This window comes from Pseudarthrobacter sp. TRD_SC_9 (assembly GCF_055361265.1).
Genome location: NZ_CM143956.1, coordinates 1,758,125 through 1,784,334, shown reverse-complemented (window position 1 = coordinate 1,784,334; position 26,210 = coordinate 1,758,125). Strand labels below are relative to the sequence as shown.

Annotated in this window: 22 protein-coding genes; 9 read left to right on the top strand and 13 right to left on the bottom strand. The window is 64.3% G+C overall.

Annotation, left to right across the window (positions count from 1 at the left end; genetic code table 11):
* Nucleotides 1–20: 20 nt before the first annotated feature.
* Nucleotides 21–1,316, bottom strand: coding sequence for an alpha/beta hydrolase family protein (locus tag ACWA13_RS08305; protein WP_463937657.1), 1,296 nt, complete (start codon nucleotides 1,314–1,316; stop codon nucleotides 21–23).
* Nucleotides 1,317–1,439: 123 nt separating this feature from the next.
* On the opposite strand from ACWA13_RS08305, the gene ACWA13_RS08300 reads away from it, so the two are divergent.
* The 7 genes from ACWA13_RS08300 (at nucleotide 1,440) to ACWA13_RS08270 (ending at nucleotide 7,875) form a co-directional block, all read left to right on the top strand.
* A complete protein-coding gene (locus tag ACWA13_RS08300) occupies nucleotides 1,440–1,931 on the top strand; it encodes a hypothetical protein (RefSeq protein ID WP_463937656.1) in 492 nt (163 codons plus the stop codon).
* A 13-nt stretch (nucleotides 1,932–1,944) separates the two neighbouring features.
* The gene (msrB, locus tag ACWA13_RS08295) at nucleotides 1,945–2,424 is read left to right on the top strand and encodes a peptide-methionine (R)-S-oxide reductase MsrB (protein WP_463937655.1); all 480 of its coding nucleotides are present in this window, start codon (nucleotides 1,945–1,947) and stop codon (nucleotides 2,422–2,424) included.
* Nucleotides 2,425–2,570: 146 nt separating this feature from the next.
* Nucleotides 2,571–3,947 (top strand): DUF6421 family protein, encoded by a 1,377-nt coding sequence (locus ACWA13_RS08290; protein WP_463937880.1) that lies wholly within the window; start codon nucleotides 2,571–2,573, stop codon nucleotides 3,945–3,947.
* Nucleotides 3,944–4,654 (top strand): SDR family NAD(P)-dependent oxidoreductase, encoded by a 711-nt coding sequence (locus ACWA13_RS08285; protein ID WP_463937654.1) that lies wholly within the window; start codon nucleotides 3,944–3,946, stop codon nucleotides 4,652–4,654. Before ACWA13_RS08290 ends, ACWA13_RS08285 begins: the two co-directional genes overlap by 4 nt.
* A gap of 17 nt (nucleotides 4,655–4,671) precedes the next feature.
* Entirely contained in the window at nucleotides 4,672–5,778 is a 1,107-nt protein-coding gene (locus ACWA13_RS08280; protein ID WP_463937879.1) for a threonine aldolase family protein, read from the top strand.
* A 71-nt stretch (nucleotides 5,779–5,849) separates the two neighbouring features.
* Complete coding sequence (locus ACWA13_RS08275) at nucleotides 5,850–6,491, top strand: DUF3000 domain-containing protein (RefSeq protein ID WP_463937653.1); 642 nt, start codon at nucleotides 5,850–5,852, stop codon at nucleotides 6,489–6,491.
* Between the two features lie 67 nt (nucleotides 6,492–6,558).
* On the top strand, nucleotides 6,559–7,875 hold the full coding sequence (locus tag ACWA13_RS08270; protein ID WP_463937652.1) for an HRDC domain-containing protein: 1,317 nt from the start codon (nucleotides 6,559–6,561) through the stop codon (nucleotides 7,873–7,875).
* An 8-nt stretch (nucleotides 7,876–7,883) separates the two neighbouring features.
* Here the strand turns inward: ACWA13_RS08270 and ACWA13_RS08265 are convergent, their stop codons facing one another.
* From ACWA13_RS08265 to ACWA13_RS08255, 3 genes are read right to left on the bottom strand one after another with little or no spacing between them, the layout of a single operon-like run.
* The gene (locus tag ACWA13_RS08265; RefSeq protein ID WP_463937651.1) at nucleotides 7,884–8,585 is read right to left on the bottom strand and encodes a response regulator transcription factor; all 702 of its coding nucleotides are present in this window, start codon (nucleotides 8,583–8,585) and stop codon (nucleotides 7,884–7,886) included.
* 1 nt (nucleotide 8,586) lies between these two features.
* Nucleotides 8,587–9,891 (bottom strand): sensor histidine kinase, encoded by a 1,305-nt coding sequence (locus ACWA13_RS08260; RefSeq protein ID WP_463937650.1) that lies wholly within the window; start codon nucleotides 9,889–9,891, stop codon nucleotides 8,587–8,589.
* An 18-nt stretch (nucleotides 9,892–9,909) separates the two neighbouring features.
* Nucleotides 9,910–11,037, bottom strand: a complete 1,128-nt coding sequence (locus ACWA13_RS08255) for a hypothetical protein (RefSeq protein ID WP_463937649.1) — start codon at nucleotides 11,035–11,037, stop codon at nucleotides 9,910–9,912.
* A 237-nt stretch (nucleotides 11,038–11,274) separates the two neighbouring features.
* Here ACWA13_RS08255 and ACWA13_RS08250 point away from each other — a divergent pair, with 237 nt between their 5' ends.
* On the top strand, nucleotides 11,275–12,552 hold the full coding sequence (locus ACWA13_RS08250; RefSeq protein WP_463937648.1) for a thiolase family protein: 1,278 nt from the start codon (nucleotides 11,275–11,277) through the stop codon (nucleotides 12,550–12,552).
* Nucleotides 12,549–14,705, top strand: coding sequence for a 3-hydroxyacyl-CoA dehydrogenase NAD-binding domain-containing protein (locus ACWA13_RS08245; protein WP_463937647.1), 2,157 nt, complete (start codon nucleotides 12,549–12,551; stop codon nucleotides 14,703–14,705). The genes ACWA13_RS08250 and ACWA13_RS08245 overlap by 4 nt, the downstream gene beginning before the upstream one ends.
* A 14-nt stretch (nucleotides 14,706–14,719) precedes the next feature.
* On the opposite strand, the gene ACWA13_RS08240 is transcribed toward ACWA13_RS08245, so the two are convergent.
* The 9 genes from ACWA13_RS08240 to ACWA13_RS08200 all read right to left on the bottom strand — a co-directional run bounded on the left by ACWA13_RS08240 (nucleotide 14,720) and on the right by ACWA13_RS08200 (nucleotide 26,150).
* Nucleotides 14,720–16,330: an ABC transporter ATP-binding protein gene (locus ACWA13_RS08240; protein ID WP_463937646.1), complete on the bottom strand. Its 1,611-nt coding sequence runs from the start codon at nucleotides 16,328–16,330 to the stop codon at nucleotides 14,720–14,722.
* Entirely contained in the window at nucleotides 16,314–17,153 is an 840-nt protein-coding gene (locus ACWA13_RS08235) for an energy-coupling factor transporter transmembrane component T family protein (RefSeq protein ID WP_463937878.1), read from the bottom strand. The genes ACWA13_RS08240 and ACWA13_RS08235 overlap by 17 nt, the downstream gene beginning before the upstream one ends.
* Nucleotides 17,074–17,883, bottom strand: a complete 810-nt coding sequence (locus ACWA13_RS08230) for an ECF transporter S component (protein WP_463937645.1) — start codon at nucleotides 17,881–17,883, stop codon at nucleotides 17,074–17,076. The genes ACWA13_RS08235 and ACWA13_RS08230 overlap by 80 nt, the downstream gene beginning before the upstream one ends.
* A 122-nt stretch (nucleotides 17,884–18,005) precedes the next feature.
* Nucleotides 18,006–19,070: a nucleoside hydrolase gene (locus ACWA13_RS08225; RefSeq protein ID WP_463937644.1), complete on the bottom strand. Its 1,065-nt coding sequence runs from the start codon at nucleotides 19,068–19,070 to the stop codon at nucleotides 18,006–18,008.
* A gap of 11 nt (nucleotides 19,071–19,081) precedes the next feature.
* Nucleotides 19,082–20,059 carry an aldo/keto reductase gene (locus ACWA13_RS08220; RefSeq protein WP_463937643.1) on the bottom strand — a complete coding sequence of 326 codons (978 nt, stop codon included), beginning with the start codon at nucleotides 20,057–20,059 and terminating at the stop codon, nucleotides 19,082–19,084.
* Between the two features lie 47 nt (nucleotides 20,060–20,106).
* Nucleotides 20,107–20,667, bottom strand: a complete 561-nt coding sequence (locus ACWA13_RS08215) for a hypothetical protein (RefSeq protein WP_463937642.1) — start codon at nucleotides 20,665–20,667, stop codon at nucleotides 20,107–20,109.
* Entirely contained in the window at nucleotides 20,664–21,227 is a 564-nt protein-coding gene (locus ACWA13_RS08210) for a DUF402 domain-containing protein (protein WP_463937641.1), read from the bottom strand. The genes ACWA13_RS08215 and ACWA13_RS08210 overlap by 4 nt, the downstream gene beginning before the upstream one ends.
* Nucleotides 21,224–23,197: a 1-deoxy-D-xylulose-5-phosphate synthase gene (dxs, locus tag ACWA13_RS08205; protein WP_463937640.1), complete on the bottom strand. Its 1,974-nt coding sequence runs from the start codon at nucleotides 23,195–23,197 to the stop codon at nucleotides 21,224–21,226. The genes ACWA13_RS08210 and dxs overlap by 4 nt, the downstream gene beginning before the upstream one ends.
* 127 nt (nucleotides 23,198–23,324) lie before the next feature.
* Nucleotides 23,325–26,150 carry an aconitate hydratase gene (locus ACWA13_RS08200; RefSeq protein WP_463937639.1) on the bottom strand — a complete coding sequence of 942 codons (2,826 nt, stop codon included), beginning with the start codon at nucleotides 26,148–26,150 and terminating at the stop codon, nucleotides 23,325–23,327.
* Nucleotides 26,151–26,210 lie beyond the last annotated feature (60 nt).

The window sequence follows — 26,210 nt, the reverse complement described above, 5'->3', positions numbered from 1 at the left end:
ACCTGGAGGCTCCGCGGAAGTCAGGCGGGCAGGCCCTGGCCCGGGTCAGTCCGCGGTGCCAGCTGGGCGTTCAACCAGGCCCTGACCACGCCTTCCCACCGCTCAGGGTCAACGTTCCATTCCTTCGTGTGGCCGGCTCGGTGGAACATCTCGAAGGTGACCATTTCCGGATTGCGTTCGGCGAGTTCTGCGGATGGACGGTAGGGCACATATTCATCGTCGACGCTGTGCACGATGAGGGTCGGAGTGCGCAGCTCAACAGCCCTGGAAACCCAGTCCATGGCCTTCAGGTCCACCGGCGCAGCGAGCCCGGTCAACCGCTTGCCCAGCGGATGCCCCAGCATCATCTGGCCGTAACGTCCCACCAGCGAGGGAATCCTGTTCAACTGCGCATGGTGGGCCAGGACATCAACCCAATTGATCACGGGGCCGTCCAGCACCATGGCGCGGATCAGGTGGCGGTGCTTCGAGAGGTCAGCGGTCTGGAGGCAGATGGCGCCGCCCATGGACCAGCCAAACAGCACCACTTCCGTTGCCCCGTTGGACAGCGCGTAATCGATCGCAGCGTCAACGTCACGCCACTCTGTGGAGCCGAGTCCGTACCTGCCGTCGTCCGCCGAGGGCGCCAGCCCGTCATTCCGGTAGGACACCAGCAAGCTGGTGAGTCCCAGGCTCCGGGCTGTCGTCACAGCCCTGAGGGCTTCCTGCCGGGTGGCGCCCCGGCCGTGCACCATAATCGCCCAAATACCCCCTCCGGCAGTGTGCCCGGTTCCGAAACCCTGGCCAGTGGCCGATTCCTCCGCGGGACGTGCCAGCCAAGCCGGCGCCCGGCCGCCCTCGACGTCCACCATCACGTCTTCCGAGGCAATCCCCGCTGTTTCCAGGTCAGGGTACGTGACACCACTCCAGTAGCCTCGGGCAGCCTTGGCCAGATCTCCCGCGTACACCTGCTCGACGTCGCGCTGCACCGTGCGTTCTGCCGGCGAGTAGGACACAATCCGGCCGATCCTGGCGTGGCCCTTGCCGCCGTCGAAAAACAGTCCGTAAGTACCTTCAACAGTGGTGTCCGCGTTCGCCGCAAGAATTACCTGGAGGGAGTCGCCTTCGCGGGTGACGGCGAGGATTTCCTGGTCTTCCACCCGCTGCCTGACAGGAGTAATCACCCGCCGGGCAAAGTAGACGGCCAACGTCGATGACCCCGTGGCCACGGCAGCGCCGAGCGCACCGCCCGCGATGAGTCCGCCAATCCCCCACTTAGTGGAGGTGGACAAGCCGGTCTCGGTCGCCGCCGGATCGGGGCGGTGGGAAGATGCCATGCATCTATTCTTACCGGCACTGAGGCCGGCTTCGCGCATCGTGGCGCTGCCACGCCGAAGCCCTTCGCCGGAGGAACTGTGCAGGTCGGTGCGGCAGCGCGTGTGCGGTACTAGGCTGTGGGCATGAGTGATCCCATTGTCATCCTGACCGAAGAGCCGCTGGTTACAGAAGACCGACAGAACATTGAAAGCCTGGTGGATGGACGCGATGCGCAGCTTGTAGTCCTGGTGCCGGCCAACACAGAACGACACCTCCTGGTCGATTTCCTTGAAAACCTCTCCATGCTGGAGGTTGCCAAGGCATTCCGTGAACTCGTGCCGAAGGCACCGGACCCGGCGGCCGAACGGACGGCGGCGGCAGAAACGCTCGCCGCTTCGCTGCGCACCCTCCAAGGTGTAGGCACGGGTGTCAGCGGCGAGATCGTCGAAGGCCGGGCGGTGGACGGCTTGATCGCCAAGGTCAAGGAACTATCGGCAACGCAGGCTGTAGTCGTGACGCGCCCACACGCCATCGCCGATACCTTCCACACGGACTGGGCGAACAAGGCACAGGATGTTCTGGGCCTGCCGGTGCTGCACCTGTACGCGGGCTCGGGATTTATTGGGGACTCCTAAGCGTTCACCCATCATGAACCCGTTTGAGAAAAGATTCGACAAAAGCATCGACAAAACTTTCGACGACAAAGGTGCAGCATCCGTGCCAAACCCAGCCGAAAAAACTGATGACCAATGGCGCCAGGAACTGACGCCGGAGGAATTCCAGGTGCTCCGGCAGGCTGGCACCGAGCGTCCCTACACCGGTGAGTACTGGGACACCCACACGGCAGGGGTCTATCACTGCCGTGCGTGCGGGGCCGAGCTCTTCACCAGCAACGAAAAGTTCGATTCGCACTGCGGTTGGCCGTCCTTCTGGGCTCCGCTGGCCGAAGGGCGGGTCCGCTACATTCACGACCGCACTCTCGGCATGGAGAGGGTGGAAGTAAGGTGCGCCAACTGCGATTCGCACCTGGGGCATGTTTTTGAGGGCGAAGGGTATGGCACGCCCACAGACCAGAGGTACTGCATCAACTCCGTCTCGTTGAAGCTCGTCCCCAAGGACGAGTCCTAAGCTCAACCGTCCTCAGGGCTGGAGCCCGTGCCCGATGTGCTGAGCAAAAGTCTTTCTGATGCTCAAGCTGTTTTTGGATTAGTGGAGCTGGTTGCTTGCTAGGCTCGCCACAACATGGCAAGCAACCAGAAAGGCCTCGCGAAATGATGACTGCAACGTCTGCGGCAACCCGGATTTCCCCCACCAACCCGGAGTGGCTAACGCTTAAGGAGGCTGCCTCCGCTTTGCAGGCATTGCAGGTCCAGGACGGGTCGATTCCCGAGGAAGCCAACCACCGCACCGCCTCCTCGCACCTGGACATCCTGTTGGCTTCAATAGCCTCACTGGCACCCGCTTTTCCGCACGACACTGCCTATCTGGACGCCGTACAGGAGGATTTCATCCGCTGGCGGGATGCCGGCTTCGGGGTGCCCGACTTCCTGAACTCCCTCCTGGCCTTCCAGCCGCAGGAACAGCGCATCGACGGCCTGCAGCACCTGGTGATCTTCCCCATGTACACCCAGAACGGGAGTACCAGCAGGCTGGTCGAAGCCGTGCTGATCGAGGTCATCTGGCCGGAATTCATTCACGGACTCGAAGCCGGGGAATACTCCAACAAGCTCTTTGTGCCTATCCGCTTCCTCGACTTCACGGCTGGCTACGACACCAATTCGGCCGTCCTGTTTCCGGAGACTGTGGCGGTCCGCGAAACGCCGTCCTTCACCTGGGGTGCCATCTTCGCCGACCGCGAGGCTGCCCGCTTCCGCCGCGTCCTGCGCGCGGCCGCGGACATCACCTCCCTGGAACTTCCGGCCGACGCCGTCGAGCTGCTGGATAACCAGCAGCTCGCTGAGGAAACCTTCGTGATGTGGGACCTCATCCACGACCGCACCCACATGCGCGGCGACCTGCCGTTTGACCCGTTCATGATCAAGCAGCGAATGCCCTACTTCCTGTACTCACTGGAGGAACTGCGCTGCGATCTGACCGCTTTCCGCGAATCGGTGCGAATTGAAAAGGATGACGACGCCGACCCCCAGGCCCGCAAGCACGCCCGCCTGGTGCAGTACGCGGTCATCTTTGACCGGATCTTCCGCTTCGCCATCACCGGCTCACGGGTGCGGAACTATGACGGATTGGGCGGCCAGCTCCTGTTCGCATGGATGCACCAGCACCACGTGCTGCACTGGACCGACACCCGCCTGAGCATCGACTGGGCTGAAGCCGCAGACGTTGTGATCGCCCTTGGTGCCCGCATCGACGAGCTCTACTGGCGCTCCATTGACCGGCCCAAGACCGCCCACTGGCTCGCCGCGTACCAGCTGGTCTCGGAGACCGTGACGCCCAACCCGGCCTCGGTATGGGCCAAGGGACCAGGCGCGCTTCCGCTGGACGGTCCGCCGCGCGGCCTGACTGACCAGGTCCTGGATGACGAGTTCCCGTTGTCCATGTTCTACGAAGCCCTGGAGAAGAAGATGCGTCCCGTCATCGAATCAACGGCCGGAATCACCGGACTCTCCGGCACCGAAGACGGCCAGCCGTGACCGGCTCCCCGGAAACCTCCGGCCGCACCGTCCTGGTAACGGGCGGCAGCGGCTCCTCCGGGATCGCCGTGGGCCGCGCCCTCCTGGCCGCAGGATGCCAGGTGCTGATGGTCGGATCCGACGCTGGCCGGATCGCTGCCGCCGCAGCCGAAGCGGGCGACGGAGCCACGCCCCTTGTCTGTAACCTTGCCGATGCCGCGGAGGTCCAAAGCCTGCACAAGGAAGTCACTGCGCTGGCGGGCAGGGTGGATGGAGTTATCCACCTCGTGGGGGGCTGGCGGGGTGCCGCCGGCATTGCGGAGCAGTCGGACGAGGATTGGGATTTCCTCTCGACGGCGGCCATCACCACGCTGCGCAACGTGACCCGGGAGTTCTACGCCGAACTCGAGGCTGCCCCCGGCGGCAGGTTCGCCATGGTCTCCTCGACGGCGGTTGACGCTCCCGCTGCAGCCAGCGCAAACTACGTGGCCGCCAAAGCCGCGGCGGAAGCATGGACAATGGCCGTGGCGGACGGCTTCACCCGCTCCGGCAGCTCCGCCGCCGCCGTCGTCCTGGTTGTTAAATCGCTTGTTGACAGCGCGATGCGGGAACGGCAGCCTGAGCGCCGCTTTCCCGGTGCCACCGACGTCGATGACCTCGCTGCCGCCGTCGTACGCCTGTTCAGCACCCCCGCAGCAGTGATCAACGGCCATAGACTGAAAGTGTGACCCTTCCCTTGAACACCATCACCAAAACCTCTTCCGTAGCCGGCGGCGTGTTGCCTGCCGGCCGGCTCCACGACGCATCCGTGCGGGGCTTTGCCTCGGACAACTATTCCGGCATCCACCCGGAGGTGCTGGCAGCACTGGCCGGCGCAAATGATGGCCACCAGGTGGCCTACGGAGACGACGAATACACGGCGCGGCTCCATGAAGTCCTGGAAGGCCACTTCGGGGCCGGTATTGAGGCGTTCCCCGTTTTCAACGGCACCGGCGCAAACGTCCTGTCGCTGCAATCACTCCTGCCCCGCTGGGGTGCCGTGATCTGTGCTTCTACGGCGCACATCAATGTCGACGAAAACGGTGCCCCGGAGCGCATTGGCGGCATCAAACTGCTGGCAGTCCCGGCTGCCGACGGCAAGCTGACCCCGGAGCTGATCGACCGCGAAGCCTGGGGCTGGGGCGACGAGCACCGCGCCCAGCCGCTGGCGGTCTCCATCACCCAAACCACAGAGGTGGGCACGTGCTACACACCGGACGAGGTCAGGGCACTGGCAGACCACGTCCATGCGAAGGGTATGTCACTGCATATGGATGGGGCACGGCTGTCCAACGCCGCCGCCCACCTGGGCGTGCCGCTGCGGGCCTTCACGCGGGACGCTGGCGTGGACATCCTCTCCCTGGGCGGCACCAAGAACGGTCTCCTCTACGGTGAAGTGGTGGTTGCCCTCAACCCGTCAGTGTCATCGGGGCTGAAGTACCTGCGCAAGATGAACATGCAGCTTGCCTCCAAAATGAGGTTCCTGTCTGCCCAGTTCATCGCCCTCATGGAAGATGACTTGTGGCTGCGGTCCGCGTCGCATGCCAATGCAATGGCCGCCCGACTGCGGACGGCCGTGGAAGGGATCGACGGCGTCCGGCTCACCCAGGTCACCGAATCCAACGGCGTGTTCGCCATTGTTCCCCCAGGCGTGGCGGACCGGTTGCGAAAGTCCTTCCGGTTCTACGACTGGAATGAAGCCACTGGCGAGGTCCGCTGGATGTGCTCGTTCGACACCACGGCGGAAGACGTTGACGATTTCGCCGCCGCCATCCGGAATGAATTGGCTGCCCATGGCGGCAGCACCGGCTAGCGCACGCCGCCGGGTGTTGGTATCCCGCGGCGTGCCTGCGGCGAATGCCGCAAGGGGTTGAGTACTCTGCGATGGTGAACGATCTCGCCCATGTTCCCGCAGATTTCCTGCACGCGCTGGGAACGCTCCGGAAGGCAAAGAGCCGCAGTGAACTGCGGCTCGCTGAAATCCCTGCGCCGTCGCGGCTGGCACCCTATGCCGTAGCGCTGGGTGCGGAGGTCATGTCACCGGCTTCGGGCACCACTACGCCGGTCCATGGCCCGGCCGCAATGGCCCTGGCCGCTGCCTCGCCGGAGGACGAAGAAGAACTGGCAACCGGACGCTTCATCCTGCTTCACGATCCCGACGGCTCGGCGGTCTGGGACGGCGATTTCCGCATCGTCACCTACATCCGGGCTCAGCTGGAGCCTGAAATGGGTAATGACGAGATGCTCGGCTCCGTCGCGTGGACCTGGCTGGTGGAAGCCCTGGAGAACCGCAAAGCGGCGTATCGCGCAGCTGGCGGGACAGCCACCCGGGTACTTTCGGAGAGTTTCGGCACTCTCGCCGGACGCCCCGGAACCATCGACATCGAATTGCGCGCTTCCTGGACTCCTTCCGGGCCTGACGTGGGCGCGCACTTGGAAGCCTGGTCCGACATGGTGTGCACTTTCGCCGGCCTGCCACCGCTCCCCGACGGCGTCTCCGGGCTGCCCGGCCGGCGCCGGAACTAGCGGACGAAGGCACAATGCCCGCCGTTTTCCAGGCCATCGACGCCATTGTCGGTAAACTGGGGGCACCATGACCCCTCATATCTCGGACAACACCACCGCCGGCGCCCCGGCGGATGAGTCCCAAACCCACATCCAGGTTGACGGCTTCGAGGCCGTACCACAGATCATCGACCTAGACGCTCCCCGTGAGGGAGTGCCGTTGGTCATTGAAAGCCAGGCCGGCCTGGAGCGCTGTGCCGCCGCCCTCGCCGCAGGAACCGGCCCGGCCGGAGTCGACGCCGAGCGTGCTTCCGGATTCCGCTATGGCCAGCGCGCCTTCCTTGTCCAGATCCGCCGTGAAGGTGCAGGTACCTGGCTCATCGACCCGGAACCCTTCGAGGACCTTAAGATCGTCAACGAGGCCCTTGACGGCGTCGAGTGGATTCTCCACGCGGCCAGCCAGGACCTCCCCTGTTTGTCCGAACTTGGCATGTGGCCGGCGAAGCTGTTTGATACGGAGCTCGCCGCCCGGCTGGCAGGGCTTCCCCGGGTTGGCCTCGCCGCCGTGATCGAACAACTGCTGGGCTTCGGCCTGGCGAAGGAGCACTCGGCGGCTGACTGGTCAACGCGGCCGCTGCCCGAACCCTGGCTGCGTTATGCGGCACTGGACGTCGAGGTCCTGGCGGAGCTTCGTGAAGAGCTGATCGAACTGCTGGCGGCCGGTGGAAAGCTGGAGTACGCGGAACAGGAATTCGCCGCGATCCTCGAGACCGGAGTTGCGCCGCCACGGGTGGACCCCTGGCGTAAGACTTCGGGCCTGCATCAGATCCGGGACCGGCGGCAGCTTGCCGCCGTGAGGGAACTCTGGTTCGAGCGGGACTCCCTGGCCCGTAAGCGCGACGTCGCTCCCGGCCGTCTGATTCCCGACGCCGCCCTGGTGGCTGCGGCCAAGGCCATGCCCGCCACGGTTCCGCAACTGCTGGCCACCAAAGGTTTCCATGGCCGCGCAGCACAGCGGGAAGCGCCACGCTGGCTGCGCTGCATCGGCATTGCCCGCGATCTCGAGGAACTCCCGCCGCTGCACCTGCCCACCAATGCGCCGCCCCCGCCGAGGGTCTGGGCGGACCGGGATCCGGAAGCCGCGGCGCGGTTGGCTACTGCCCGGCCGCTCCTCCAGGAGCTCGCGAATGAACTGCACCTGCCGCTGGAGAACCTGCTGACTCCGGACTTCCTGCGCCGCCTTGCCTGGCGGCCGCCGTCGGAAATCTCCGAATCCACCGTGGCGGAACAGTTGGCCGATCTTGGTGCCCGGCCATGGCAGGTGCAGCTTACGGCGCCGGTCATCGCCGCCGCCTTCCTGGACCCGGAGCCGTTGCCGGTAAAGGAAAACAAGCCTGCGGAGTAGTGCCCTTCCTAAACTCCAGTCCGGCCGCCGCGATCAGCAGCTGACCGGCTGGCTGGACTGCGGCCAGGCTTAATGAAGCCGGTCTCGTAAGCCAGGATCACGGCTTGCGTGCGGTCACGCACCTGTAATTTGCCCAGCAGCGAGGCTATGTGGCTCTTGACTGTTTCCGGGCTGAGGAAAAGTCCGGCCGCGATTTCGGCATTGTTCCGGCCCGATGCCAGTTCGGCCAGCACTTCCTTCTCCCTCGCACTCAGTGCGTCCAGTACCGTAGCCATAGCGCCCTCGTGGCCCGGCCCGGTCAGCTGCCGGACTGACTCAGGAAACACCACGCTGTCCCCGGATGTTACTGTCCGCACGGCCTGAATGATTTCCTCCGGCCGTGAACGCTTGAGCAGGAAGCCTGCGGCTCCGCACCTCAAGGCCTGGTAGACGTAGTCATCACTTCCAAAGGTGGTCAGCACCAATACCTTGGGAACACTCCCGCGCGTGCGGTCGTTTCCCAGGAGGCTCCGGGTTGCCTGGATGCCATCTACAAGCGGCATCCGGACATCCATCAGCACCACGTCCGGGCGCAGACGCCCCACGAGGGCCGGGACTTCCGCGCCGTCGCCGGCTTCCCCAACAACTTCCAGGTCCGGCTCGCCTTCGAGAATGGCCCGCAGTCCGGAACGGACCAGTGGCTCGTCATCCACGATCAGCAGCGTGATCATCTCATTTCCCCCTCTCCCGGTTTTGCCAAGGCAGGTCAGCGTTGAGATGCCACGTGCCGTCCGAAACGACCGCCTGGAAAGTGCCGCCCAGGAGGACTGTGCGTTCCCGGAGACCGGCCAGCCCATGTCCGCACTGGGTGGGTCGGCCTTCCTGATGCAGCTCAAGCGGCTGCTCCGGTTGAGGATGTGCGGCGTCCGGAGCCGGGTTTATGATGTGGATTCCCACCCTCCCGGCCGACTCTCCTCCCATAATCGAAACCTCCACGTCACAACCTTTCCCGCTTCCATGCTTGGCCACGTTCGTCAGTCCTTCCTGGATAATCCTGTACGCCTCGCGCGCCTGTAGTTCGGGCACCGTTCCGATGTCCCCGGTGACGTGGAGCGTGGCCCGTAATCCGGCGTAGCGGTGCTGCGCCACCAGTTCGGACACCTCGGCCAAGGTGTGCGGCGCCGGGCCGGGTATGCCGGCCTCATGGGTATCGGCTGGTGCACGGAGGACGCCCAGGACCTGGTCCAGCTCTTCCATTGCCGCACGTCCGGTGTTCTCCACCGCAGCCATGGCTTCCACTGCCTTCCCAGGGTCCGTCACCACAAGCCGGCGCGCTGCTGCCGCCTGGAGGGTGGTAATGGCCAGCGCATGGCCGATCGAATCGTGGAGTTCCCGGGCGAGCTCATTGCGCCGCGCAAGCTCACGTGCCTTGCGCTGGGCGATGGCCAGCTTTTCCTGCTCGGACGGCCCCAGAAACAGGACTGCCCAGATCCGCAGTTGGCTCGCCGCCAAGACGAGGATGGCAACGGCACCTGCACACGCCGCAAGCACAATCCACGTCGCGGCGAGGGGATCAGCCCCGGGCAGGAGCTGGGCCGCCAGTGGCCCGGTGACGGCAACGCCTCCAGCGACGGGAGCGATCGCGTACACAACGACGATTGGTAACACAAAGACAAGAACCACTACCGCCAGCGCGCCCGTTGCCAGATGCACCAGGAACCATGCAGCACCGCGGGCGATGTCACTGAGCTTTGCAGGTCCCGTCGGTTCGGTCAGGGCCGTGCCCAACAGCTCATTGGCCGCCGTGCGTTCCAGGGTGCGCATGACTTTCAAGGTGGCAGGAACAATCAGCAGGCCTGCCCCAATAACCAGGCCGCTGGGCACGGCGAGCAGGTTGTCGCCGGCGAACCGCCACAGCTGAGCGATCCACACCACCACCGCTCCGTACGGTACGGCAAGCAGTCCACCGATCATGAGGAAAACGGCCGTCCGCGTTGCCGCGGCCAGCCATCTCCCCCTCGACTTGGTGCCCGTCACGCTCAACATTGTTCCCTATCAGCCGTTGCGGCGGCATTCAGGGCATGTTCCCCGCCTGCGCAGATAGTAGGCGAGGGTTGCCGCAGCCAGTGCAGCGCCCCACAGCGGCCAGAGGAAGGCCGGACCAAAGGGAGCCCAGTTGTCAGCACTGAAAGCGGGGACGATCGAGTCCGAGGACGTTCCCGCCATCATGATCATGGTGACCGATGCCGGAATGATCGCCATGGCAACGAACGCGGCAGGAATGACCGCAAGACTGATCGGTACCCGTTTTCCGGCCAGTCCAGGGATCCACCGTGGGAAGACCTCGCCCCACCTTTGCACGAGCCCGATGGTCAAGACCGCACCCAGAAGCGCCATGCCGCCAAGACCAAGGGCACTTGAATCCATCCCCTTCGCCACCATGTCATCCTGGATGGAGGCGTCCAGCCCGAGCGGTACGCCGAAGGCCCAGAAGATCCTGGTTGTGGCATAGACCAGGGGAACGGCAACTGCAATGACAACAGCAATACGTCCCCACCGGGATGCGGACGCCGCCGAAAATGGCCCCCTAAGCGTGTCTTCGCCGCGTCCGCACCGAGGGCAGGCACCACGGTGGCTGCGATCCACCACCACCGCCAGAGCCACCCAAAGGGCGGCGCCGGCAGCCAATGCCACGAGGTTCAACAGCGACATATCCAACAGCCGTGGCAGGGCCTCCTGAATCTGCGGGTCATGGGAGACCTTGGCAAGGATCACCGGAATATAGCCAAGGACGGAGAGCAGGCGGGTATCACCCACCAACACCAAGGCTACGAGGCACAAAACGGCGGCCATCGTGATCACCGCCGCCCTGAGGAACGCTGGCGGCCGGCCTGCCTTGAGACTGGCCGCAGACACTGCGGCGAGCACTGCTGCCACTGCGGCAAGGACCACCAGGGCCCAGCCCACTACCGCGTGCGGCGCGCCGAACAGCAGGGCCATCGAATACGGGTCAGCGTCCCCCACCGGGAACGGACTTCCGGACAAGCCCCATATGGCGCCGATCATGGCGTAGGCGGCAGCAAAAACGGCAATACCCGATGCGAGGAAGCTGCCACGGGTTGCGCTGCCGTTGGTCGTGGGCAACAACGGTTTCCGTACGGTTTTCTTATGGTTGATAGTCATGCTTCCACGATCCCGTCCCGGGACAGGCCATGCTTCCCCGGTCAGGGTGATCCGCCTCCCCCGTCCGGGGGAAGTTGGCAGGAATCGGCGCCGGCCCGGCTGGCTCAATGGCGAAGGCCCGTTTTCCGGGATTCGACCCTTGCATGACAAGTTACTCACGAGTAACATTGCTGAAAATGCACCGGAGGGCGCAGCCGCGCATCGTCCGGCACCGAAATTCTCGATGAGGAGTATCACGTGAGCCAACACCGGAGCACCGGGGCACCCCGCAACGTGCGCGATGTAGTTTTTGTGGATGGTGTGCGCACACCCTTCGGCCGCGCCGGAGAAAAAGGCATTTACGCCGGCACCCGGGCCGACGATCTTATGGTGAAGTGCATCCGGGAGCTGATGCGACGCAACCCGTCACTTCCCGCTGACCGCATCGACGAGGTGGCCGTGGCCGCCACCACGCAGACGGGGGACCAGGGCCTGACGCTCGGCCGTACCGCGGCGCTGCTGGCCGGTCTCCCCCGCACGGTTCCGGGCTTCGCGATCGACCGCATGTGTGCCGGTGCCATGACCGCTGTCACCACCACCGCAAGCGGGATTGGGTTTGGCGCGTACGACGTCGTCATAGCCGGCGGCGTCGAGCACATGGGCAACCATCCCATGGGTTCCGGAGCTGACCCCAACCCCCGCTTTATGTCCGAGCGGCTCGTGGACCCTGCGGCATTGAACATGGGTAACACGGCCGAGAACCTGCACGACCGTTTTCCTGCCATTACCAAGGAACGCACCGACGCCTACGCCGTTGCCTCACAGGACAAGCTGGCAACGGCTTATGCCAACGGGCAGATCCAGCCGGACCTGGTCCCGGTGGCCACCATGAAACCGGGCCAGGGCTGGACCGTCAACAGCGTGGACGAGCCGCCGCGGCCAGGTACCACCGTGCAGGATCTTGCCGCCTTGCGCACGCCATTCCGTGCCCACGGCAGGGTCACTGCCGGAAATGCCGCAGGGCTTAATGACGGCGCCACGGCAGCCGTCCTGGCCTCAGCCGGCGCGGCGGAGGAACTGGGACTGCCAGTCAAAATGCGGCTGGTCAGCTATGCCTATGCGGGCGTCGAGCCGGAAGTTATGGGCATCGGCCCTGTTCCCGCCACCGAAAAGGCGCTGAAGAACGCCGGCCTGAACATCGCGGACATTGGCCTGTTCGAAATCAACGAAGCGTTTGCAGTCCAGGTCCTGAGCTTCCTGGACCACTTCGGAATTTCCGACGACGATCCCCGGGTCAACCGGTATGGCGGCGCTATCGCCGTGGGCCATCCCCTGGCCTCCTCAGGCGTCCGGCTGATGAATCAGCTGGCCCGGCAGTTCGAGGAAGATCCCACGGTGCGCTATGGCATCACCACCATGTGCATCGGCCTTGGCATGGGTGCCACCGTCATCTGGGAAAACCCGCACCATGCTGACTACAGTGGCAAACAAACCGCCAGCGACGACGCTGCGATCACCGAAGGAGCCGCCGCATGAGCGCCGCAGACTTTACGAAACTGGCTGAGCTGTTCCCCGACGAAACAGTGACGCACTCATACGTGCAGGACATCGAACTCCCTGCCGTTAACGGCACCAGCCCCGGCGTCTTCGCATTGGTGACCCTCGATAACGGCCTGGACCACACCAAGCCAACCACCCTGGGACCCAACACCCTCGTCGAACTCGGGACAATCCTCGAAGGGCTGAAGGAACGCGCCGCCCGGGGCGAGATCGTCGGCGTCGGCGTTACCGGCAAACCATACTTCCTCGTCGCCGGCGCGGACCTCTCCTCGGTGAAGTCGCTCAACGAGCCTGAACATGGACTGTGGATGGCCCAACTCGGGCATGACGTCTACGGCACCCTTGGCAACCTCGGCGTCCCCAGCTTTGCCTTCATCAATGGCGTCGCCCTCGGCGGCGGACTCGAAGTGGCCCTGCAGTCCACCTACAGGACAGTTTCCACCGGAGCCGGTGCGCTGGCGCTGCCGGAAGCCTTCCTCGGACTCATCCCGGGCTGGGGCGGCGTCTACATCCTGCCGCGCCTGATCGGACCGGAGAACGCTGTTAAGGTCATGATCGAAAATCCACTCAGCAACAACAAGACCCTGAGTGGTCCCGAAGCCTTCAGCCTTGGCATAGCCGATGCTTTGTTCGAGCCTGCAGACTTCGTTGAACAGTCCGTCGCCTGGGCCTCCAGGGTTATTGCCGGCCAGGAAGTGCCGGCACGGGCCAATGCCGTGGATCCGGCCGACCCCGCAGTTGCCCAACGGTGGGCAGCCGCGATCACGTCCGGCCGTGCGTTCATTGAGGCAAAGACGTCCAATGCCTCACCTGCCCCGGCCAAGGTGCTTGACGTCATGGAAGCCAACCGGACGCTCCCCCAGCATGAAGCGGCGGCATTGGAGGCGGACACCCTTGCAGTACTGATGCAGACCGAGGAATTCCGCTCGACCGTGTACGCCTTCCTGGACCTCGTGCAGAAACGCGCCAAGCGCCCGGCCGGCGCACCGGACCGCAAGCTCGCGCGCCCGGTCACCAAGGTCGGGGTCGTCGGCGCCGGCCTGATGGCCAGCCAATTGGCCTTGTTGTTCGCCCGCCAGCTCAAGGTGCCCGTGGTCATGACGGATATCGACCAGGCCCGGGTCGACAAGGGTGTTGGCTACGTCCACGCCGAAGTGGACAAGCTGCTGGGCAAGAAGCGGATCAGCCAGGACGCCGCCAACCGCACCAAGGCGCTGGTTAGCGGCTCGGTGTCCAAGGAAGCCTTCGCGGATGCCGACTTCGTGATCGAAGCCGTATTCGAAGAGCTCAACGTCAAGAAGCAGGTCTTCGCAGAGGTGGAGGCCATTGTCTCTGCCGAATGCATCCTGGCCACGAATACCTCTTCCTTGTCCGTCACGGCCATGGCGGAAGGCCTCCAGTATCCCGAACGCCTGGTGGGTTTCCACTTCTTCAATCCGGTGGCCGTGATGCCGCTGCTGGAAATCGTTCGGGCGCCAAAAACCGACGACGCCGTTCTGGCCACCGCTTTCGAGTTGGCCAAGGGACTCAAGAAATCCGCAGTACTGGTCAAGGACGCCGCAGCCTTCGTGGTCAACCGCATCCTGTTGCGGCTGATGGGCGAGGTAACCGCGGCGTTCGACGAAGGCACGCCGGCCGAGGTGGCCGATAACGCACTGCGGCCCATGGGGCTGCCCATGACGCCATTCACCCTCGGGGCAATGGTTGGGCTCCCGGTGGCCCAGCACGTCCAGGAATCGCTCCATGCTGCATTCGGCGACCGCTTTGCGGTATCGCAGAACCTGCAGAAGCTCATTGATAACGGGATCAAGTCCCTGTGGGTCCCTGGGGAGGATGGCAAGCCGGAGATCCCGGCAGCCACCCTTGCCCTGATGTCCTTTGGTTCAACACCATCCACGGCAGAGGAAGTGCTTCGGCGTACTCAGGACGCCCTGGCCGAGGAAATTGGGCTGATGCTCCAAGAAGGCGTGGTTTCAGGGCCCCAGGACATCGACCTGTGCATGATCCTCGGCGCCGGCTGGCCAATGTTCCTCGGCGGGATCACACCATACCTGGACCGCGTGGGTGCTTCCGAGCGTGTGAACGGCAAGCGGTTCCTGGAACCGGGAGTTGCGTCGAAGGCATCGTAGGCTGCCGGAGCCCGTCACCAGTGCCAGGTGGCGGGCGCGGCAACACCGTAGGCAACCCCTGAGCTGAAATGTTCTTCCAGCACCTCGTTGAACGGGCCCTCGGCCACGACTTTTCCCTCGCTAAGCACCATCAGCCGATTGCAGGTCCGGTGGGCGAAATCAAGATCATGCGTGACCATCACGATGGCCGCCCCCCGTTCAGCTTCCGCCGCCATGGCGTCGGCCAGTAGCTCCAGGCCCGCTCCGTCCAGGGAAACGGTCGGTTCATCCAGGGCAATGAACCCTGGCGACTGGACGAGCAGGGCTGCCAATGCCGTCAGTCGTTGCCCGGACGCCGGCAACTCATAGGGGTGGTGTTCGCCGAAGTCCAGCAGAGCGCACCGTCGCAGGGCCCCGCTGACGAGTTCCCCGCGGGCTGCCTCGTCGAGGGTGCGGCGAAGACCTGCACCCACCTCGCGGCGGACGGTGCGCTCGAAAAGCTGTTCACGGGGATGCTGGAGCAGGGCGCCCAGGGCTGCGCGGGCCGGGGCGGATCCCCTTCCACGGGGCGGGCCGGCAAGCAGGTTCACCGTCCCGGCCTGCGGGACGGACAACCCGGTCAGGAGCCGCAGCAGGGTGGACTTCCCGGACCCGTTGGCTCCGGTCACCGCCACGCACTCCCCCACGGCTATGGAAAGATTCACGCCGTCGACGACGGGTTCGGCCTGCCGACTCCGCCGCCAGGGACGAGGCGTGCGCCAACCATAAGTGAAGCTGAGCGAGTTGGCTGCCACGACTGGGGCTGACGCTTCCCTGCATGGCTGGCCACCGGACGCTGCCGGTTCCCTACGCTTTGCCGGAGCCTTACTCGAATCCACTTGCGCGCCGAGGACGGGCAAGTGCAGGACCGGCAATTGAAGGACAGCGGCCTTCTGCGCTGCCTCTTCCACTGTGCCTGTGAAGACAGCATGGCCCGTGTCAAGCAAAACTGCCCTCTCCGGTGCCAGGCCGGCTCCGGCAAGATCCTGGGACAGCAGGACGATCCCCATCCCATCCGTCACCAGGGTCCTGAGCGCTGCCTGGACCGCGGTTCGGGCAGAAAAATCCAGCCCCGCCAACGGTTCATCCAGTACAAGGCAACCCGGGCGCAGCGCGACCGCAGCAGCAATGGCCACCAGTTTCTGCTGGCCCCCTGACAATTCGGCGGGATTGCGGTCCAGCAGCCCGGCCAGCCCCAGGGCAGTCGCCGTTTCCCGGACGCGGTCCTGCATCCGGTGACGTGGCATGCCGGCGTTCTCCAGCGGAAAGGCTATTTCCTCCGCCACGGTGGGAGCGATGGTGGAGAGCTGGGCAGCCGGGTCCTGGCCTGCGTAACCTACCAGACTGCTCCATCGTCCATGGTCAACCCGGGACACCTGGCTTTCTGGAAACCGCAGCAAATCCCCGCCAAGGCCGATACTGCCTCTCATGTGGCCCCGATGCTGGCCGGGAAGCACTCCGGCAAGAATAAGTCCCAAGGTAGTCTTCCCGCTGCCCGAGCCGCCCGCCACGAGGACACATCCGCCGGGCCGCACCGCCAAGTCAATGCCGGACAGGACCGGTTCCCTGCTGTCCGGATAGCTGAAGGACTCAAGACGGATCCGCACTGCCACCTCCTCCCGGGCCGAACCACAGGATGAGGAAGGCCACCACGACGGCAAGGACAGCCCACCGGAAGACGGATTGGCCCCTTGAGTCGGGCACCTCCCGCAGGCTCGAGCGCGAAGTCGCGCCGCCGAAACCTCTGGTTTCCAGTGCGGCGGCGCGCTCTCCCGCTTCATGCAGGAGGGAAAGCAGCAGCGGAACCGCCAGCACGCGGAAGGAAGCCAACCGGGCAGGGAATGACTTTCCCGTGGACAGGCCCCGGAGCTGCTGTGCTTCCCGGATACGCCGGGCGCGCTGCATGACGGCCGGAGTGATGGTCAGAGTGGAACAGAGCACAAAGCCGAGCTGCGGCGGGATACGGTACCTACTGCAAAGGGCCATGATGTCGGCCGTCCGGATGCTGAAGGAAAGCGCCAGCAGCAGGACCACCAGCACTGTTGCCCGCAAGAGGAGGTTCCCGGCCAAGGCAAGCCCTTCGACTGTCAACCTGGCCGGACCCCAGGTCCACAGCACCGTGTGGCCCTCAGGAAAGAACAGCCCGTGGGTCAGCAGCAACGAAGCGGCCAGGGGCACCAGGATAATGCCGGCCGCGGGCCAGACGCGGTGCGCCGTTCCGGCAACGACTGTTCCCACCGCGGCCGCCAGCAGCACGGCCAGCGAGAATGCCCAGTCACCCACCGCCGTCGTCACCACCACAGCCGCGAGCACGGTAATGACCAGCGTCAGCGGACTGATGCGGGCCAGGCTAGGAGCCTTTCTTTCCGGCGAGGACCCGGTGCCGCCGCAAGAACGGGAACTGGAGGGTGCTTCTGCGTGGCAGCGCATACACAAGGACCGCGACGATCGTGAAGACAATCGCCTTGTCCATGGGATCCGAGATCAGTGCCTGCTTGGTGATTGCGGCGAGAAGAGTGTCGCCCATGGCACGGAAGGCACTGACAATGGCTCCAGTGGCCACTCCCGAGGTACCGCCAAAGACAAACGCCGCTACCGGTGCGGACACCACGCCGGCAAGGATGCCTGTTATGAAGCCGGCCACGGGAGCCAGGTAGAACCTGCGGAAGAGGCCGTGACGCGCGGCGAGCCCGGCAAGGAATCCGATCAGGGCGGCACCGGCAGCAAAGGGCAGGACCGTGGGGTTGAAGAAGGACCAGACAATGCTGCTCAGGGCGCCGGTGGCTGCGCCAGCAGCGGGGCCCGCCAGGACAGCTATCAGCACAGTTCCGATGGCATCGAGGTAGAAGGGCACCAACGTGCTTCCCACAAACTGGCCCATCACGATGTTCAGGACGAGCGCCACCGGAATCAGGACCACTGTGCTGGTGGGAAGGGTGGGCAGGACCGCGATCACCAGCAGGATGGCGCCAGCCAGGAAACCCGACAGCGCAACGAGGGCAGCCGCGCTGCCCGGCCCGGACGCGATGTCTGCGGGCTGGTTCAAAACCAGGTAGATATACGTCGCAGCAATGGCGGCGCCGCCGAGAATCTCCAGGATGCGGCGTTTTCGCACGGCTGCCGGGCTGGCTGAGGGGAGCGTCAGGGACGTGGATGACATGGTGTTCCTTCGAAGGTTCAGGCTATGCAGCCCCGATGGGCTTCGGGGATGGGACGACAGCTGCCTATGTCACCTCGGCAGCAACCGGCGTTCGCTACCGCTGCGCCGGACCGTTCACCAGTTTAGCGCCCGGCTGAAGAGAAATTGCCGGGGAGCTCCCCAGCCGCCAGCCGTCGGGCCAGGGCGCCAATCGATGCCACCAGCTCCTCGAACGCAGCGGCGGGTTTATTGTCCGAGACGATCCGCGCGTTCGGGGCGTGTCCCCAAAGGCTTCGGTAGTCCGCCACCGTGGTCCCGATCAGCAGCCTGGACTCCGTCTCCACATCCACGGTGGCCAACCGGGTGGAGTACTCGAGGGTCCCGGCGGCGACGCCGGCGGCGAAGAAATCGTGGATATGGGCCACATAGCCCTGGTCATAGCGGCGGTGGAATTCGAAGTAAAAGCGAATCGCATCGGAGAGGTGACGTACCAGCGGATTATCTGACGTGCTTCGGAGGCCCTCCGGCTGTTCCGGCAGCACAAGTTCCTCAACTGCGCAGCCCGCCTCCACGGCCAACAGGCGCACGTGTTCGGGATGGAGTTCGATCCGTTCGGTGGTGTCCAGGGAACAAATGATCGGCAGGCGATCTTCCGGAAGGCCCCGGTAGGCTTCGTAGACTTCCCTGGCAGCGTGCGGGTCCACGTGCGTGTTCCATTCCGCCGTGGGTGTGGTGTTGCCCTGGTAGTAGAAGCAGCCTCCCATAATGACCACTTTCCGCAGAAGCAGGGGCAGCCGCGGTTCGCGACGGAGCGCGAGGGCGAAGTTGGTCAGCGGCGCCGTGATCAGTGCCGTGAGCTCCCCCGGCCGAGCACGGGCCGCTTCCACCCAGAGATCTACAGCGTCCCTCGCCGAGAGACTTCCCGACGGCGGCGGCAGTACCGCATGTCCCAAGCCCTGCGGCCCGTGGGTCTCGGGGGTGGTCACCAACGGAATCTCCAGAGGCGTCCGGGCACCAACGGCCACTTCGACGTCGCGGTGTCCGCAAAGCTCAAGCATGGCCAGGGTGTTCCGTGCCACCTGGTCTACATCGGCATTGCCGGCTGAGGCTGTGACAGCCACAAATTCGACATTCGGCAGCGACGCCAAGTATGCCAGGGCCAGGGCGTCATCGATTCCGGTGTCCACGTCCAAGAGGAGGCTTATCATGTCCGTCATCCCTAGAACAGCGCTACTTTGGGGACTTTCGGAAAGATGTCATCCAATTCAGCGAGGTCTTCCGCGGTGGGGTTCCAAGAGGCAGCTTCCGCGTTCTGCCGCACCTGCTCGGGCCGGGTGGCGCCGGCGATCACACTGCCCACGGATGGCTGCGCGGCCAGCCAGGAGAATGCCACCTGGACTTCACTCAGGCCGCGCGTGGCGGAAAAGTTGCCGAACCTTTCCAGCTGCTCCCAGTCGGCGTCATCCACAAGGTTCTTGCGGGTGTGACTCAGCCGTGTGCCTGCCGGGGCTTTGTGCGGGGCATACTTTCCGGTCAGCAGGCCATTGGCCAGCGGGAAGTACGGCAGCACCCCGAGCCCGAATGCTTCAGCGGCCGGAGTCACTTCCAGTTCCGCGCGCCGGTCCAGGAGGTTGTAGTGGTTCTGGGTGGAGATGAACCGTGCCCCGCCGCTGGCGCGCGCCACGAACTCGGCTTCGGCGATCTGCCACCCGGCACGGTTGGAATGGCCGATGTATCGGACCTTTCCGCTGGTCACCAGGTCCTCAAGGGCGGCCAGGGTTTCGTCAATAGGTGTTGTGGGATCCGGCGTGTGGAACTGGTAGAGGTCGATCCAATCCGTATCCAGCCGCCGCAAAGAGGCTTCTACCGCCTGGATGATGTAGCGGCGGGAACCCCGGGCGCCAAAATCGTTGCCGTTCGCCCCGCGCATGTCCATGCCGAATTTGGTCGCCACCACCACATCGGGCCGCCGGCTCCCCAGAGCTTTCCCAAGGATGGACTCGCTCAGGCCGGGCTCCCGCCCATAAGTATCAGCGACATCGAAAAAGGTGAGCCCCGCGTCCAGCGCGGCACTAACGACGGCGTCGCTACCCTCTTGTGATTCCGTCACCGTGTGCGGCCGGCCGAGGTTGTTACAGCCCAGGCCCACGACGGAAACGGTCAGTCCGGACTTGCCCAAGCGGCGGTATTCAGTCATGAAGCAACCCTATATCGCACTGCAGGCCGTTACGGGAACGCGTGTTCCTAGAGCTTGAACACGGCACCGGCGCGCGGCGCGTGCTTGAGGCGCATGGCCTCGGGGTCCTTGAAGGACGCGGCACCGATGCTGAGCTTGGTGAAGTCCAGGTCCTCGCCGCGGATACAGACCTTGATGGCGTTGACGGCCTTGTTTACGTCGGGGCACAAGCAGAAAATGTTGAGCTTGAAATCGCTGAACTCGGACCGATCCACCACTCCCAGGCCACGCCAGGCAAGATGGCTGATCAGGGCGTCCTTGGCCTTCTCCTCCAGGTAGCGGTCCCTGTCCGTCCCCTCGCGGGTCTTCAGTGCATACTGTGCCACTACCCAGAACTGCTCCTCTTCGGGGATTTCGGCATAGCCGTCCTCCTCGCACTGGAGCGCGAAGGCAGTCATCAGGCTTTCTGCGGCCGTGGCATCATCGACGTCGGTTTCCTCAGTCTTGCTCTGGTGCCCTACTACGCCGTAGTTCATCACGAACTGCGAATAGTCCTCGTCGAACCAGGCCTCCCGGAAGTTCAGCACACCTTCGTCGTCACGCTTGTATACCCGGATAATCCCGCTCATTGCCGTCCTCTTTCAAACCAGTTTGTTTCCGTTCCATCGAACGGTGATTCTTGTCCTTTGACGGCCAGGAAGAGTCTGTCCGCAGTTTCCCTGATGCTGTCCACTACCGGCTGCGGGTACCCCATGGCCAGCCGGTGTTCTGCGAATTCGTCTTCATCGTCGATGTACGTTCCATGCTTGACGGACCGGATCACGTCCAGGTCCATATCTATCAGGTGGAATTCGGTCAGACCCGGCCTGATGGTGCGCCACTCATGGGACAGCGCGAGGTCGATATACAACCGGAAGTCGCCGGGGTAACTGTCGTCGTAGAAGGTGGCAACATAGTCGCCCTCATAGGGCACCAGCAGTACGGCATCCGAAGCGGCGTAGAAGGCCGCACCCGGCCGGGAGCAGAACGAGCCGGCCGGCTGGAAAATCCACCAGCCGTACTGGTCCTCGCCCAGGAACCGACCCGGCACCACCCAGTGTGCTTTCCCATCCCACTTGCGGTTCCGGGCGACCACGAGGTCCCCCACCTCCGGCGCCGCCGCAGTGCGGTCAGGTGGGTTGGACGTCACAGGATCGGCAGGCTTCCCGTGCTCGGATGCTGCTGGCCGGGCAGGGGACGCGCAAAAGGTACCTTGGTGCCCAAAACCTGCGCTACGACGTCGTGCGTTATTTGCTGCGCGGTAAGCCCGACGCGCTCCATGACCTGGCCACGCGTGCCATGGTCCAGGAAGTCGACGGGCAGGCCGACCTCGTTCAAAGCGGTGTCCACGCCGGCAGCGCGCATCTCCTGGCGGATCCGCGAACCCACGCCACCTGCCCGCACGCCATCCTCGATGCAGATCACCAGGCGGTGCCTCGAAGCGAGGGCAATGATCGATCGCCGGACCGGTAGCACCCAGCGCGGATCAACCACTGTGGTACTGATTCCCTGCGAGCCCAGGCGGTTGGATACGTCCAAAGCCAACTCGGACATGGCACCCACGCTGACGATCAGGACGTCATTATCTGTGGAGCCGGCCGGCCGACGGGCCAGGACGTCCACGCCGTCGGAGAGCCGCTCAATGGCTTCTACCTCTGCGCCGACAGTGCCCTTGGAGAAGCGGACCACGCTTGGGGCATCCGAAATCGCCACGGCCTCGCGAAGTTCTTCCCGCAGCCGTCCCGCGTCCCGCGGAGCCGCCAGATGCAACCCCGGCACAATCTGCACCATGGCCATGTCCCACATGCCGTGGTGGCTCGCACCATCAGGTCCGGTTACACCCGCCCGGTCCAGGACGATCGTCACGCCGGCCTTGTGCAGCGCGACGTCCATCAACAGTTGGTCGAAGGCACGGTTCAGGAACGTCGCGTAGATGGCCACCACAGGATGGAGCCCGCCAAAAGCCATCCCCGCAGCCGAGGTGAGGGCATGCTGTTCGGCAATTCCGACGTCGATCACGCGGGCCGGGTGCCGGGCCGCCAGCTTGTGCAGGCCGACCGGGATCAGCATTGCGCCGGTGATGCCGACGATGTCAGGGCGTTCATCCGCAATGTCAGCAATTTCCGTGGCAAAGACCGAGGTCCAGGACGGTGCGCCCGCCGGGTCAGTGGGCTCGCCCGTCTCGGGATCGATAATTCCGACGGCGTGGAACTGGTCCGCTTCGTGGGCCCGGGCCGGGGCGTAGCCGTGGCCCTTTTCCGTCATGCAGTGCACGATCACAGGGCCGGCGTAGTTCCGCGCCGTGGACAGGGCATGTTCAAGCGCGTGGAGGTCGTGGCCGTCCACCGGTCCGATGTACTTCATGCCAAGGTCCTCGAACATGCCCTGCGGAGCCCACCAGTCCTTGATGCCCTTTTTCATGGCGTGCAGGCTCTTATAGGTGAACTGGCCCACGGGGCCGCCGCTCTGAAGCTTCTTTTTCCACCAGTCCAGGGTGCCCTCGTAGGCGGGAGCGACGCGCAGCGAATCAATCGTGGGCCGCAGGGAGGCGAGGTAGTCAGCCAGCCCGCCCACCGTAGGTGCATAAGACCTGCCGTTGTCATTGACCACAATGACAACGCGGCGGCGTTTGTCCGCGGCGATATTGTTGAGGGCTTCCCACGTCATACCGCCGGTCAGGGCGCCGTCGCCCACAACGGCAACGACGTAGCGCTCACCCTCGCCCGTCAATTGCCGTGCACGCGAGATGCCGTCTGCCCAGGACAGCGAAGAGGAAGCGTGCGAGCTCTCAACGATGTCGTGTTCGGATTCGGCGCGGGACGGGTACCCGGACATCCCGCCCTGCTGGCGAAGGGTACTGAAGTCCTGCCGTCCGGTCAGCAGTTTGTGGACATAGGACTGATGGCCCGTGTCAAAGACAATGCTGTCCCGGGGGGAGTCAAAGATGCGGTGGACTGCCATGGTGAGCTCGACGACGCCGAGGTTGGGTCCAAGATGGCCGCCGGTCTGTGAGACGTTGCTGATCAGGAAAGACCGGATCTCCGCGGCCAGCTGGTCAAGCTGCTCACGGGACAACTCGCCCAGGTCCTGCGGGTTCCGGATGGTATCCAGGATTCCCAATGGCCCTCCTTCGGATGGTAGACATGCCTATTAACTCTAACGCCTCGGCTCCCCCTGGAACGTCAAGGCCCCGGCTGGTCCATGACCAGCCGGGGCCTTGAGGGGTGATGCGGGGGGAGGATTTCCGCTAGTTGGCGGAAATCTGGCGCAGCACGTACTGCAGGATTCCACCGTTGCGGTAGTAGTCCGCTTCGCCCGGGGTATCGATGCGCAGCACGGCATCGAAGGACTTGACGGAGCCGTCCTCGGACGTGGCGGTAACCTTCAGTGTCTTCGGCGTGGTGCCTTCGTTGAGGGCTGTCACGCCCTCAACAGCAAACGTTTCCGTGCCGGTCAGGCCGATGGTTGCCGCGGACTCGCCGGCCGGGAACTGCAGGGGCAGAACACCCATGCCGATCAGGTTGGAGCGGTGGATTCGCTCGTAGCTTTCAGCCAGGACAGCCTTGACACCCAGGAGCGCAGTGCCCTTGGCAGCCCAGTCACGCGAGGAACCCGATCCATATTCCTTGCCCGCCAGGACCACCAGCGGAGTGCCGGCTGCCTGGTAGTTCTGCGCGGCGTCGTAGACATATGCCTGCGGGCCGTCAGCCTGGGTAAAGTCACGGGTGAACCCGCCCTCCACACCGTCAAGCAACTGGTTCTTGATTCGGATGTTCGCGAACGTACCGCGGATCATGACCTCGTGGTTGCCCCGGCGTGAACCGTAGGAGTTGAAGTCCTTGCGCTCCACACCGTTGGCCAGCAGATACTGGCCGGCAGGGGTGTCGGACTTGAACGAACCGGCCGGGGAAATGTGGTCCGTGGTGACCGAATCGCCCAGCTTCAGCAGGACCCGGGCGCCCTCAATGTCCGTAACGGGAGACGGCGTGGCCTGCATGCCCTCGAAGTACGGGGGCTTCCGGACGTAAGTGGAGTTCGGATCCCAGGCGAAGGTATCGCCTGCCGGAGTGTCCAGGGCCTTCCAGCGGTCGTCGCCGTCGAAAACGCCCTCATAGCCGCGGGCGAACATTTCCTTGTCGATCGAGGAATCGATGACCTGCTGGACCTCTACCGGGTTCGGCCAGATGTCCCTGAGGAAGACGTCGTTGCCGGCATCGTCCTTGCCCAGGGGATCCGTCTCGAAGTCGAAGTCCATGGAACCCGCCAGGGCGTAGGCAATAACCAGCGGCGGCGAGGCCAGGTAGTTCATCTTCACGTCCGGGTTGATCCGGCCTTCGAAGTTGCGGTTGCCGGATAGCACTGCGGTAACCGAAAGGTCGTTGGCCTGGACGGCCTCGGAGATTTCGGCATCCAGCGGGCCGGAGTTACCGATGCAGGTGGCACAGCCGTAGCCAACAATGTAGAAGCCAAGCTTCTCCAGGTACGGGGTCAGGCCGGACTTTTCGTAGTAGTCGGTGACAACCTTGGAACCCGGGGCGACCGAGGTCTTGACCCATGGCTTGGATGTCAGGCCCTTGTCCACGGCATTGCGGGCCAGCAGTGCGGCGGCCAGCATCACGGAGGGGTTGGACGTGTTGGTGCAGGACGTGATGGAGGCAATGGCTACGGCCCCGTGGTCCAGCTCGAACTCGCGGCCGTCTTCCGTGGTCACCTTGACGGCGTTGGAAATCCGGCCGGCTGCACCGTGCGCCGCGGAGTAGATCGGCGGCTCGCGGTCCGTGTCCGTCACGTGGGTATCGGACTGCGTGAAAGAGGGCGGGTCCGAGGCCGGGAAGGTCTCCTCGAGGGACTCGTCCAGGGTGCCGGCGTCGGCATCGTGTGCGACGTAGTTGCGGAGGTCGTGCCGGAACTGGTCCTTGGCCTCGGTGAGCACGATGCGGTCCTGGGGACGCTTCGGGCCGGAGATCGAGGGGACGACGGTGGACAGGTCCAGTTCGATGAACTCTGAGAAGCGCAGTTCACGGGACGGGTCGTGCCAGAGTCCCTGTTCCTTGGCGTAAGCCTCGACCAGTGCGACGTTCTCGTCGGAACGGCCGGTAAGCCGCAGGTACTCGAGGGTGACGTCATCGATGGGGAACATTGCAGCCGTGGAACCGAATTCCGGGCTCATGTTGCCGATCGTGGCGCGGTTGGCCAGCGGCACGGCAGCGACGCCTTCACCGTAGAACTCAACGAACTTGCCCACCACACCGTGCTTACGCAGCATCTCGGTGATGGTCAGGACGACGTCGGTAGCGGTAGCACCGGCAGGGATGGAACCGCTGAGCTTGAAACCAACAACGCGCGGGATCAGCATGGAAACCGGCTGGCCCAGCATGGCAGCCTCGGCTTCGATGCCACCAACGCCCCAGCCCAGCACACCGAGGCCGTTGACCATGGTGGTGTGTGAGTCGGTGCCGACGCAGGTGTCCGGGTAGGCCCGGACGACGCCGTCAATTTCGCGGGTCATGACGGTGCGGGCCAGGTACTCAATGTTTACCTGGTGCACAATGCCCGTTCCCGGGGGAACAACCTTGAAGTCGTCAAAGGCCGTCTGGCCCCAGCGAAGGAACTGGTAGCGCTCACCATTGCGCTGGTATTCGATCTCCATGTTGCGTTCCAGTGCGCCGGCGTTGCCGAATGCATCGATCTGGACGGAGTGGTCGATGACCATTTCTGCCGGTGCCAACGGGTTTACCCGGGTAGGATCGCCGCCCAGTTCCTTAACAGCCTCACGCATGGTGGCGAGGTCGACGACACAGGGAACACCCGTAAAGTCCTGCATGATCACGCGGGCCGGCGTGAACTGGATTTCTGTATCTGGCTGGGCGTTGGGATCCCAGCCGGCCAAGGCGCGTACGTGATCGGCAGTGATGTTCGCGCCGTCCTCGGTCCTCAACAGGTTTTCAAGCAATACCTTGAGGCTGAACGGAAGGTTTTCTGCACCTTCAACGGAGTTCAACCGGAAAATTTCGTATTCGGTTCCGGCTACATTAAGTTTGCCTTTTGAACCGAAGCTGTCCACAGTGCTCATCGCAGGACTCCTCTCGCAACAGTTTTATCTTTGTCGCGCGGTTGTCCGCTAGCTAGTTAG